Source organism: Neobacillus niacini (genome assembly GCF_048572935.1).
Classification (GTDB): domain Bacteria; phylum Bacillota; class Bacilli; order Bacillales; family Cytobacillaceae; genus Neobacillus; species Neobacillus niacini.
On record NZ_CP183883.1, the window covers coordinates 686,051 to 698,243 of the forward strand.

Consider the following 12,193-nt stretch of genomic DNA (forward strand, 5'->3'; position numbering starts at 1 on the left):
ATATGAAATCTGTTTATTAAAGGAAAAAGCGACCCTTCATATTGAAGAATCGCAGTCCCAACTAACAATGCTATTTTTCTAAATCAATTATAATGTCTTCTAATGTAAATTCTTCTTTCCCTTTTCCAGGTTTGTACGGAAGTGGAATTTCTCTTACCCCAGTCTTTGTTTCTTCAACTGAAGTATAAGTATCAGAATTGTGATCTCTGAATGTGACATAAGGTGTAATTATCAACTTGGTTGCCCTCTGGTCCAATTTTTCAAATGTTTTACTCCAACTGAAATTAAAAGTGCCCTCGCTGCCTTTTCCTCCATTACCCTCGCCAGAATAGATATTCCCCAAATCATCCTTAATCTCTAAATCAACATTTACTCCGTCCCAAGTGTTTGTTACCAGTTGAGAAACATCTTGACTATAATCAACGATAAAGGACATTGGCGTGACAGATATTTTTTCTATATCGACTTTAACTCCATTTTTTTCCGAACTACTGTCACTCAACTGCATTTTGCTATCAACAGCATTTAGACTAAACGCAAATCTCCAATCTCCTTTTATCTCTGAATCACTATTTGGGTTATTAATACTGTCTATATTCCATTTTACGTTAGCAACATCCATTTCTATATCTTCCAGACTGCTAACTGTTAAAATGCCTATATATTTATTTGTATCTATTTTGGTAGTTTTACTCGTTCCTCCCATAGCAGCCATCCCTTGGATAACTGGAGAAGTTATACCTGCATTTCCTAACTCTTGTTCACTTTCAATGGTATAAGTTAATGTAACTGTTTTCCCATCAAATACGGCATTATTAACGGTGAACTTTATACCGTTACTTTCCTTGGTCATATTGATTTCACTGGAGAATTTCTTATACTCATAATAAAGTCCAGTATCTTTTTTCTGTGTATCTTTACTATCGTGAGTTTCTTCCTTATCTGCACCAGAAAAACCAGTTGTTCCATAATCGAAAAATCGGAAAATATCTTCAATGACTGGGATATTTCTAGCATATGCAGGTAAAGTTACAAAGCTTGTGACGGTTAGTCCAACTAAAATGGACGCTGCAGCAATATTTTTTTTCCAAGCTTTCGTTTGATTATTCTTTATGATCGATTTCTTTAAGGCTCTTTTAACCTTAGTTTTTTCTAGGGCACTTACTTCCATTTCCTCAAATTCACTCTCATCTAAGTTTACATCATTCAATAATTGATAAATATCCTTCATACGCCATTCTCTCCTAACTTGAGGTTTGTCACTTGCTTAATGAGCTTCTTTTTTCCTCTGTAAATTCGATTATCAATAGAAGCTTTAGTTAAACCTAGTTTTATTGATATATCCTCTGACTTTAAACCTAAAAAGAACTTCATGATAAAAATATCTCTTTCAACAGGTTCTAACTGATTTATTAACTTTATCAGTTCATTTTTGTCTTCCGTGGAGAGTAATTCTTCTTCTGCAGACTTTTCAACATTAAGAGGCATTTTATCTGAAGTTATTTCTATTTGCTTACTAGCTTTTCTGTAATAATCAATAGCTTTAAATTTAGCAATGGCACAAACCCATTTTTTAAAATCGTTTGGTTCTCCGCTAAATTTCATCGAATTGTTCCAGATAGAAAGGAAAATATCGTTGATACATTCTTCCATGACACCATTGTTATTTAGGGGACTAAGCACTTTATAAGTAATCCCTTTTATTAATGGCAAATATTTATCAATGATATATTCCAGAGCATCTTCTTTTTGTCGTTGTAGTCGATGTATATAATTCGATTCATTAGACCTCATTTACTGATTCCCCTTATTTTTTGTAAAAGCCTTTACACCTTATATAACGAATTGAAAGTGTTTTTTTCTCGCATTTACAAAAAATCTTTTATTTTAATCTACCATAGTGCAAGAGAATGCTTATGATTAAAAGAATAGGATTTTACTTTGAAATTTTCATCTTTTTCGTTCCGTAAAGAAATTTAGTAGACACTTTGAGATTTTCTTCACTTTTATCTTAAAAAAGGACCGCCAAAATGACGGTCCCTATGTTGAACTATACTGCTTCTTTAGCTTAAAAATAAATTCCACAAAATAAGGTACTACTACGTACTAATACACCTCATCAGGAGTTTATCCTTTCCATATCCACCCAATTATCTTATCCTATAACTAGGAGGTGATAATATGAGTTTTAGAATAAACGGCTTCGATAAGTTACAAAAGGAATTAAAAAAGATTGAAAGAAATGCTAGGGAACTGGATGGTCAACACTCCGTACCGTTAGATGAATTACTAAACGATCAATTCATAGTGAGGTTCTCTAACTTCCCTAGTTTTCAAGAAATGCTTGATAAATCTCCATTTAAAGTTGAAACACCTGAAGACTTCGCTGCTATTCCAGACGATGAATGGGATGCTTATGTAAGTACCAATACTAACTTCTCCTCTTGGCAAGAAATGCAAGAGAAAGCAGTTGCAGAATGGACAGCTAAAAAGTTGGGCTTTTAAGGAGATGAATTATCATCTCTTTTTTTAATAACTTCCTTAATAGTCATCCGGATCTACCTAATTGATCCACATAGTGAAAATAATACTCAATCTCCTTCTTCAGCAGTCGAGTAGAAGGGAGCCTTTCTACCTTGCGGTAAATTGCACTCCTCCCCCCTCACAGAACCGTGCTTGCGCTATTAACGCACACGGCTCCTCCAAATTATCATTTACAGAATGTAGCTGATTTCTTTTCTTAAATCATAAATAGGCCTAAAGCTGCTGCATAACCGCTTTGTAAACATTTTAGCAAATAAGGTACTCATCTGTTCTATGACGTTACATTCTCATAGCTTAAATGACTGCAAGCTATTTTCGATTTCTTCATCAGTGATTCCGATATAGCGCAACGTTATTTCTGGGTGCGAGTGATTTAATATGCTTTGTAGCGTTGCAATATCTTTTGATTGTTTATAATACCAATACCCAAAGGTCTTTCTCATGGTGTGGGTTCCAATTCCTTCCTCAATATCACACATTCCACCAGCTTTGTTTAGTTGTCTGTAAGCCTGGATTCTCGTTATGGGCTTATCTCCCTTCCTGCTTGGGAACAGCCAGTTACTATCCAATTTTTTGATGTAATTGTTCAATTCCTCGTAAATGTTGTGTAAGTGAATGGTTCTAGGCTTGTCTGTCTTCCCTTCTTTGACAATCACTTTCTTTTTTCCCTTTACATCTTTCACCTTCAGCAGTAACAAATCACTGACTCGTAATCCTGTATTGATTCCCAGCAAAAACATAATGTAATCACGTTCGGAACAGTGCCGTCTCAAACTCCACTTCATATCTTCGATTTTTTTCAAACTCCGAATTGGCTGCACGTCTTGAATCTCTTTTGACATTCTATTACCTCCTCCGTCAATACAGATAAAAAGCCATTTTGAATGTAACATTTTTCTTTATTTATCTTTATTTTATCCATTCCTCTATCAAAGTCAATAAAAACAATAAAATAAATGTAACGTTTTATGTATTTTGTTACATTGGAAAATAGATATGAAAAAATAATGTAATTGGACAAAAATTTGCACACACACCGAATATGTAGGTGCGTGTAACAGAATAAGGATATTTTGGTAGTTATACCAATAAGCATTTTGACGATATCTTTACTATTTTTAACAGTAATAATTGTCCGAAATGGAAGATCCCGAGAAATGGTAGATTGTTGATAATTACCGTTCTTCATGCTGAAGGTAAATTTGGCGGTGGCAGATAAGGTAATTGGTGGTCAACAATGGTTGGTGCTTCTGTTTTTCTAACCTTTTCCCCTTATTAAGTGCGATAACTCCAAAACAAATTCCTATTTTTTAGTGTAAGTGTTGATTGGCAAGAATACCTATGTCTCATCTACGGGGGGGGGGGATATAAGGATTTCAGCATGGTAAAGTCAGACATCAGATGACAAAGATCTTATTCGCTGGGATCAGGAATATGCTAAAATAAAGCATAGAAACGATAGAATAAGAATAAACAACATGAACAGTTTTTGGTGGTTTTCCTTGCCTTGAGGATTGGAGGTAGCGGAAGCATGCAAATCCTTGATTTACTAGGCTTGATAATGGATGTAACAAGCTTTGTTAAAGATTTTTCTGAATTTTCATCGTCAGATTCACCTTTTCATCTTGGAATTATGATCGTAGGCTTCGTTAAAGCAAAAAAAGAAGATATCTAATCTGCGAAATTAGATACCTTCTCAAAAAAAATTACTGTTTTACTGAATATGGCTTAACCATTAGCACTAGGCAAACAAACCATCAAAAAACTACATCAAGAATTTTTTAAATCGGGTGCTGCGAACACTCGATTTTTTTACTTCCACAATGGAATTTCTTGCAGTATTTAATCCCCTAAGGGGAACCTAGTTACCCTTATTATATCATCCTGATTTCGTTCGTAAACATTTTAATTACCAGAAAGCGTTAGAGCCACCATACGAAACTCAGTCTTCTAGCGCAGAATCTCCCCGCGATGTTAATCACCACTGCGATTAAGAAAACTATGAAATGGATTCTTTTGCGGTAGCGGTGGTTTAACTTTTAGTCTTATTGTTTTTCCTCTTGTAAGGGATTTCTGGATTTTTACAAACGTATTTGCTGTGACCGTCCAAATTGTTTTAATACTCACTAGATTCTTCTTGCTATGTCTTTTTGCAACGTGCGTTTGTTACGGTAATTTTCAGACCTATTAGCAAGTTCAATGGACAAGACATTTTAAGTTCTGAAAACGGCCTTTAATCAGAGTTTTAATAAGTATATAAAAAATGTAAACTATATTGGACGAATAAAATAGCCACATAAACCCTTAAACCCTCTAATATCAAGGTTTACAAGGACTATGTGGCTTTGTTTTCACGGTATTGTGGGTAACCCCTCCTTAACGAATTTTCACGAACGACCCGGGCGCGGTCGCCATTTTGAAAGATGTAGAGATGGGACCTCTTCTAACCGAGAGAGTTCATTGTTTATAACTAACAATATTATTCCTTCACTAGCTGTTTTGTGTAGGGTAATAGCTCTTCTATTTTAGCTACAATACGCTTTTGTTCTTCTAGTGGGGGAAGCGGTACTATATAATTCTTTACAGTAGTAGTAGATAATTCTTTTTGTTTTGTACTGCCATCTGATTGCTCTTCAATGACATTTTGTACTGAAGGACTAGAAAAATAATAGTAAAAATACTTACAACTCAAATGAGTTTTTATTGGTCTAATAACTGTAACGTGGCTGTCCGCAACTGCTAATTCGTAACGATTTTTACATTTTTCATAAATTGCTATCCTACCTAACGTGCCTAATCCAGTAGAATTCCACATTAAATCTCCATCTACCAAAAAACGTTCTTCTTTATAAGATGTTATAGTCTTAGGATCAATAAACTTTGCCTTGTCTAGACTAAATCCCGACCATTGAATACACTTTTGTGCAACAACAGGGTATTGTTTTATTTCTGAGTATTTAGGTGATTTACCCCTTTGAATGTATTCAGATATATCTTCTAACCTCACCCACTTCCAACTCTCAGGGATTTCAAATGGTAGTTCATCTTCTGAAATTTCAGCCAGTAATTTTTGCTTATTAATCTTACCTGCTTCAATTAGCTTTTCCTTTTCTTCTTGAATCTTCTGGTACAGTTCTTCAGCAGTACCCTCTTCTTCTCGCTGCTCGACCAGCTTTCCTTGAATCGCATATTGTAAAATGGATTTTCGCATATCCTCCGGGAACTTTTTATTCAGCTCCTCTACTTCAGAATAGGCTTTATCGTATTTCCCCACATAAGTCATGAGCTCTTCGATTTTTGCTATAATACGCTTTTGTTCTTCAAGCGGGGGGAATGGAAGGATAAGCCTACTCAAAGTTGTGGCATTAACATTTGGTTGTCCTGTGCCCATTGATCCTGCTTTTAGCTGAAGCCAGTATAAGGGACTTTCCATAAACCTCTTTAAATAATACTCATCTATACTTTCAAGTGGAACAACTCTAATTAAATATGAAGCAAATACGGCTCTATCCTTCAATGACTCTACAATGTAAGTTTTCCCTATAGTGCCTCCTGTACGAGCAATCATAATATCCCTATTATTTAGTCCGTATGTCAAAAAGTCTTTATCAGTCACATCACAGAAAGGAACAGATCCCCAGTCAACACTATTATTTTGGATATCAGTTATTCTAAGAAGCTTGCAGTTTCCAACTCCTTTTGCTGATGCAGTATAACCATAATGAATATTCTGGCTTACATCCGCTAACCTTACCCATTCCCAACTTTCTGGAATATCAAACGGAATCTCATCCTCCGTAATCTCTGGAAGTGTCTTAGTCTTCTTAATTTTTCCTTCCTTTATTAACCGCTTTTTCTCTGCCACAATCTGCTCAAGGAATTCCGTAGCAGTACCTTCTTCTTCTCGCTGCTCGACCAGCTTCCCTTGTATCGCTAATTGAAGGATACTATTTTTTAAATCTTGTCCATTCATATTAATTACCTCCGAGCATAGAAGTAATCTGGTCTAACACTTGGTCAATCTCAGCATTTAGAGAAGCTCGCTTTTCCTGATATCCTTGAATCAAGTCCATTGGCTCTAGGATTACTTCCTCTTCACGCGGGAACCCACATAAGTCAATATTATAATTTTTTTCTTTAATTTCACTGATAGAATATCTTTTAGCTTTCGGAAAGCCATCCACGTCGATTTCTTCTCTGGTATCCCACCATGCTAGAGCTTCATTGAAGTGTTCTAGTTTCATTGGTCTAGTCTTTGAAAAGTTTTTATAACCTTCTGGCATATCCACACGATAGAACCATGTTTCATTAGTCGGTTCCGTATTATCGAAGAACAAGATATTCGTTCTAATCGATGTATATGGTGCAAATACACTATGCGGCATCCTTAAGACAGTATGGAGATTAAATTCACTAAATAGTTTCTTCTTAATATTGAACTTTGTATTATCCGTTCCAAACAGGAATCCATCCGGAATGATAACTGCTGCTCGACCGTTCTTCTTTAATCGGTACATAATCACATTCATAAATAAGTCGGCTGTTTCTGAACTTCTTAGCTCCATCGGGAAGTTGTTTTTAACGCTATCTTTCTCACTACCGCCATAAGGTGGATTCATTAAAATCACATCAAATGGTTCCATTTTACGTAGCTCTTTATAATCTACTTCTAATGCATTGCCGTGAAGGATATTTGGATCATCAATATCATGGATGAGCATATTTGTCACACACAGCATATGCGGCAATGCTTTCTTTTCAATTCCATACACAGACTTATTATAGATTTCTCTATTTTCAAGAGAGTTACCAACTTGTTTATCCAGTGCAGATAAAGCAGATGTCAAGAAACCACCCGTACCACAAGCGAAGTCCCCGATTTTTTCTCCTAATTCAGGTTTAACCACTTGGACCATAAAGTCCGTGACTGCCCTTGGTGTGTAGAACTCACCGGCATTTCCTGCACTCTGTAAGTCCTTGAGGAACGATTCGTAAATTGTACCGAATTCATGACGCTCTTTATATTCTGTAAAGTCAATTTCATCAATGATATTAACAACTTGACGAAGCAGTACTCCATCTTTTTGATAGTTGTTGGCATCCTCAAAAGCGGACTTTACAATAATTTGACTCATAGGTGTTTCTTCGTCAATTTCTAAATTCTTAAGCGCATGAAACAGTTTGTTGTTTACAAAATCAAGTAAGGAATCTCCTGTAAGTGCCTCACCATCTTTTAGATCAACTGCCCAATCTCTCCACTTTAAACCTTCCGGAATGATTGACTTGTAGTTGTCATCATGAAATTCCCATGTTTCTTCCTTTGCATCATATATTTTTAAAAATAGAAGCCATACTATTTGCTCGATTCTCTGGGCATCCCCATTTACGCCAGAATCGTTTCTCATTACATCTTGAATTCTCTTCACAAAATTACCAGTTGCCATAACCTAAACCTGCCTTGTCTATTGTTGTTTTTATTTATGCGTAGTAAATTTCATTCTCTAGTTCCTGTACTGCCTTTTGGTACGCTTCTTTTCCACCAAAGGCTTTGACAATCTTCATTGGACTACCAATCTTTGCAAATTCCTTAAGTTGAAGTACCTTCGTATCTTCTATTTCTTTAATACCATCATTGGCATACTTATCAAGCAGTGCTTCAATTACCTGCTGGGCTATATCGGAATACTTATAAAGATAGTGACGTTTCTTTACATTCTCTGCTCGCTCTTTCTTTGTCAGCGGCGGCTTATCGTAAGCCAAGTGACAGATAAGATCAAAATCATCCAGCTCTGTTCTGCCCAGTTCTTCTCTGACCGCCTCTAGTAGTACACCACTGTCTTGTAATTCATCAATAATAGCTTGTTTTTTCTCCGCTTCAGTCCATGTTCTCAAGAAATCATCCAGCTTAGTGTATTGCTGGAGGATATTTTTCTTTGTGTAGTCAATCAGACTTTCAGTGATGAGCTTTCCATCCTTGTCGACATATTGGACTCTCTCTGAAAGAACTCTAACGGTAACGTCCCCTATATAATATTTACGAGGCTTATCTTCACCATCATCATCAAAGACATCCGTTACTCCTGTGTCACCATTGGTCACATTGCCATCATCTTGTCCATAGCCTTCATTGCCTTCTTCTGTTTCCGGCTCATCCACCGAATCATTTCCCTCAAGTTCAATAACCACTTCCGGTCTGCCATCAAAGTCAGGATCAGCAAAGAGCCGGCTAGAATTTCTGAAATCCATAATGGTAAAGTATGTCTTACCATATTCTTCAAGTAATCTTGTTCCACGACCGATAATCTGCTTAAATTCGGTCATGCTGTTGATGTTATTTTCCAAAACAATTAACTTACACATTTTTGCATCTACACCGGTAGTCATGAGCTTACTTGTAACCGCTATAACCGGATAAGGGCTTTCTTCATCAATAAAATGTTCCAATTGGGCTTTACCCTCATCATTGTCCCCGGTGATTCGCATGATGTATTTATCATTTTCAACATACAAGTCTTTATTCTCATTGATAAGTGCCTGTCTCATACGCTCAGCGTGTTCAATGTCCACACAGAATACTATGGTTTTACTAAAGCGATCTGTTTTCTTTAAGAACTCTGTGATTTTAGAAGCTACGACTCGTGTTCGATCATCAATTACTAGAGATCGGTCAAAATCTTTTGCATTGTACTCTCTGTCCTCTATCTCATAGCCATATTTATCAACCTTTCCAGCTTCCGGACGATAACCCTCTAAGTCCCTATCTAGACCAATTCTAATTACCTTATAAGGCGCTAAGAACCCATCGTTGATTCCTTGTTTTAAAGAATACTCATAGACCGGCTCACCAAAATAAGAGAAGCTGGATGCATCTTTTGTTTCTATTGGTGTTGCTGTACAGCCGACGTGAGTAGCCGATGAAAAATAATCCAGTACTTTTCTCCAGGCAGATTCCTCTTTTGCACTCCCTCTGTGGCACTCATCGATCACAATCAAATCAAAAAAATTCGGTTGAAACTGACGGAAAGTCTCTTCTCCAGCATCCCCGGTTAGTTGTTGATAGAGAGCTAAATAAATCTCATAGGAACTATCAAGATTCTTGTTCTGTACCTTTATCATCTTTCCGCTAAAAGGCTTAAAGTCACCAGATATAGTTTGGTCAATAAGTACATTTCTGTCTGCTAAGAAAAGTATCTTTTTCTTTAAACCAGATTTCCATAACCTATAAATAATCTGGAAGGTCATAAAGGTCTTACCAGTGCCTGTAGCACTAACTAATAACACACGGTCTTGTCCCTTGGCAACAGCATCTACCGTTCGGTTGATTGCAATTCTTTGATAATATCTAGGTGTCTTGTAATTAGGCACATAGTAATAAGGCTCAAGCATTACCTTTGCTTCAGCCTCATTGATATTCATATCAAGTAAATATCTTTGGTATAATTCTTCTGGAGATGGAAACTCACCAAGGCTAAGTTCTCTTACTTTACCAGTGATTAAGTTCTGCTCCACAAAGGCATCCCCATTAGAAGCGTAGACATAGTAAATGTCCAGTGCTTTGGCATAGTCAATCGCTTGCTGCAATCCTGCTCCTACCGGATGATTATTATCTTTCGCCTCAATAACTGCTAAAGGAAAGTTATTTTTGTAAAAAAGTACATAGTCCGCTCTTTTCTTCTTTCCTCTGGCAGTAATGTTTCCACGAAGTATGATTCTACCAGCTGTAAAGGCATATTCCAGTCGAACTTGCTTCTTTATGTCCCAGCCAGCCTCAGTGATTGCCGGTGTAATATATCTGGCTTTGATATCTTCCTCTGATAGATTTCTCTTTCCCATTATCTCATCCCCTCCGCCCTATTTCTATATCCTCGTTGCTATTTCTGTCAATACACTCCATTCTTGATATTCCTCCACCTCTTTCTTACGGGCTTCTAAGACCTTTATAGTTCCTTAACACGCTTTTCTTCTTGATAAAGACCTTTGCCATAAAACCAGGTCTATAATTTTGAAGTTCCTGTAAGGCTTGTTTTTCTAAATGTCCAGGGCGCCATTTTAAGAATGGAGGTTCAGTATTTTTAATGTCCAGCCAATTAAAAAAATCATCACAAACTTTTTGAATCGAATTTATCATATTCATTCTATTTTCATACGTTGCATTTTCTCTAACTAATCGCGTTCCTTTTGCAATCGATTCAATTCCGATGTGAAGCACTTCGATAGTTCCTATTACCTCAATTACGGCGGCCTTCCATCGGAAGTGTAAGTATAAGAAAGACCAGTACCAGTTGCAGGAGCTATATTAATGCTTTTCCTAAACCAAACCCATTTGGTTTCCTGCTTACTCCAAAGCCTACAGTTACCTGATGGAAAGTTTTCTCTTGTATTATCCGATTCAATTCCCCGTACCTTCTTACATTTATTTTCCAACTATAATTGTATCATGGTATAGGACTTTAGCTACAATAATTATTGCTAAAAAAATAGAGAGAAATACAATCATTGTGACTGTAATCCCCCCTAAATTTGAATAGCTATCCCTATAATTAATTATCTACAACATTCGAATCGCAAAATCCAAACTCAATTTTACCGTCAATAGCACCCTTTAATTCCTTTTTATCAACAAAAGCACCATTAGCCTTGGCGATGTATTCTGAGGCTTTTAACCGATCCTTCTTATCAGCACCATCAACCCTCATAATCTCCGTCCAAAACCGGCTTCGTTTCTGTTATCTCAGCAATATATTGTACGTCTAACCACTCATTTCGCTCATTATATGTGGCGGCGTATAAAAGTCTCTATTATATGGAAGGAGAGGGCAGGACGCACAAATTCTCCCTGTTTATATCCTACATCGTGCCACCATGGTCAACGATGGGACTTATGTCCACCATGTTTATCAACGTGCTTCTCAATTGATTCAAAGACTCCCTGCAAGTCAGTATGGTACCCGTCAGCGAATCTAGTTTGCTTAAACATACGATCGACCTTTTCGTTCTTGATAACCTTTACCCAAACCTTAGGAGATTTCTCAACCAATTCGACAGCTATATACGAGCCATCGGTACAATCGAAATACATAGCAAAATGGTCACCCGATGAACTAATAAAATATTCACAACGAATTTTCTTGTCAGCTAATTTATCCCCATATTCGTAACACGCTTCTACAAACTCACTAAATACTAATTGCTTCTCCATAATATTGCCTCCAACCTCTTCTAGTGATTACCCTTCATTCGGGTCAACAAAGCCGAATTCAATTTTGCCAGAATGTTCATTCTTTTGTTCTACCTTATCCGTTGCCTTATAACCGCCTCTATCAAGAATATCCCTTATGGCAGTAAGGCGGACATTTTCGGATTCAGCATTCACGGCAAGATCAAATAACATTCCAACCGTTTTCTCTGCCATAGCTGCTAGGCGATTCTGTAAGCGTTCACGGCGTTCCTTTTGGAGTTCTTCCAAATAGCCCCTAACTTTAACATTTTTTAACTGTCTGGAAGCTTCAGCATGAGCGCCCTTTTCCCCATATCCTGCTGCTATCGCCGCTTTTGTACCAATGTTAAGCTCGAAGTATACTTCAGCGAATTTTTTCTGCCTGTCAGTGAGTTCTTCAGAGGTTTTCATCATTCAATTCATCCCCATTCG

Annotated in this window: 12 protein-coding genes; 2 read left to right on the forward strand and 10 right to left on the reverse strand. The window is 36.9% G+C overall.

The window, feature by feature from the left end:
• Nucleotides 1–70 precede the first annotated feature (70 nt).
• Both ACN6MT_RS03150 and ACN6MT_RS03155 read right to left on the reverse strand, forming a co-directional pair.
• Nucleotides 71–1,231 carry a DUF4179 domain-containing protein gene (locus ACN6MT_RS03150; RefSeq protein WP_419954768.1) on the reverse strand — a complete coding sequence of 387 codons (1,161 nt, stop codon included), beginning with the start codon at nt 1,229–1,231 and terminating at the stop codon, nt 71–73.
• Nucleotides 1,228–1,794 (reverse strand): sigma-70 family RNA polymerase sigma factor, encoded by a 567-nt coding sequence (locus tag ACN6MT_RS03155; protein WP_419954769.1) that lies wholly within the window; start codon nt 1,792–1,794, stop codon nt 1,228–1,230. The genes ACN6MT_RS03150 and ACN6MT_RS03155 overlap by 4 nt, the downstream gene beginning before the upstream one ends.
• A gap of 387 nt (nt 1,795–2,181) precedes the next feature.
• Here ACN6MT_RS03155 and ACN6MT_RS03160 point away from each other — a divergent pair, with 387 nt between their 5' ends.
• Nucleotides 2,182–2,505 (forward strand): hypothetical protein, encoded by a 324-nt coding sequence (locus tag ACN6MT_RS03160; RefSeq protein ID WP_419954770.1) that lies wholly within the window; start codon nt 2,182–2,184, stop codon nt 2,503–2,505.
• 326 nt (nt 2,506–2,831) lie between these two features.
• Here ACN6MT_RS03160 and ACN6MT_RS03165 read toward each other — a convergent pair whose 3' ends face one another.
• On the reverse strand, nt 2,832–3,386 hold the full coding sequence (locus tag ACN6MT_RS03165; RefSeq protein WP_419954771.1) for a tyrosine-type recombinase/integrase: 555 nt from the start codon (nt 3,384–3,386) through the stop codon (nt 2,832–2,834).
• 689 nt (nt 3,387–4,075) lie between these two features.
• Between ACN6MT_RS03165 and ACN6MT_RS03170 the strand changes: the two genes are divergently transcribed.
• Nucleotides 4,076–4,219, forward strand: a complete 144-nt coding sequence (locus tag ACN6MT_RS03170; protein ID WP_419954772.1) for a hypothetical protein — start codon at nt 4,076–4,078, stop codon at nt 4,217–4,219.
• A gap of 804 nt (nt 4,220–5,023) precedes the next feature.
• On the opposite strand, the gene ACN6MT_RS03175 is transcribed toward ACN6MT_RS03170, so the two are convergent.
• The 7 genes from ACN6MT_RS03175 to ACN6MT_RS03205 form a co-directional block, all read right to left on the reverse strand.
• Nucleotides 5,024–6,517: a restriction endonuclease subunit S gene (locus ACN6MT_RS03175; protein ID WP_419954773.1), complete on the reverse strand. Its 1,494-nt coding sequence runs from the start codon at nt 6,515–6,517 to the stop codon at nt 5,024–5,026.
• A gap of 1 nt (nt 6,518) precedes the next feature.
• Nucleotides 6,519–7,988 (reverse strand): N-6 DNA methylase, encoded by a 1,470-nt coding sequence (locus tag ACN6MT_RS03180; RefSeq protein WP_419954774.1) that lies wholly within the window; start codon nt 7,986–7,988, stop codon nt 6,519–6,521.
• A gap of 34 nt (nt 7,989–8,022) precedes the next feature.
• The gene (hsdR, locus tag ACN6MT_RS03185) at nt 8,023–10,377 is read right to left on the reverse strand and encodes an EcoAI/FtnUII family type I restriction enzme subunit R (RefSeq protein WP_419954775.1); all 2,355 of its coding nucleotides are present in this window, start codon (nt 10,375–10,377) and stop codon (nt 8,023–8,025) included.
• A gap of 85 nt (nt 10,378–10,462) precedes the next feature.
• Entirely contained in the window at nt 10,463–10,753 is a 291-nt protein-coding gene (locus tag ACN6MT_RS03190) for a hypothetical protein (protein ID WP_419954776.1), read from the reverse strand.
• Between the two features lie 331 nt (nt 10,754–11,084).
• Nucleotides 11,085–11,240, reverse strand: a complete 156-nt coding sequence (locus ACN6MT_RS03195; RefSeq protein WP_419954777.1) for a hypothetical protein — start codon at nt 11,238–11,240, stop codon at nt 11,085–11,087.
• Nucleotides 11,241–11,410: 170 nt separating this feature from the next.
• Nucleotides 11,411–11,743, reverse strand: coding sequence for a hypothetical protein (locus ACN6MT_RS03200; protein ID WP_419954778.1), 333 nt, complete (start codon nt 11,741–11,743; stop codon nt 11,411–11,413).
• A gap of 27 nt (nt 11,744–11,770) precedes the next feature.
• The gene (locus ACN6MT_RS03205; protein WP_419954779.1) at nt 11,771–12,175 is read right to left on the reverse strand and encodes a terminase small subunit; all 405 of its coding nucleotides are present in this window, start codon (nt 12,173–12,175) and stop codon (nt 11,771–11,773) included.
• Between the last annotated feature and the right edge of the window lie 18 nt (nt 12,176–12,193).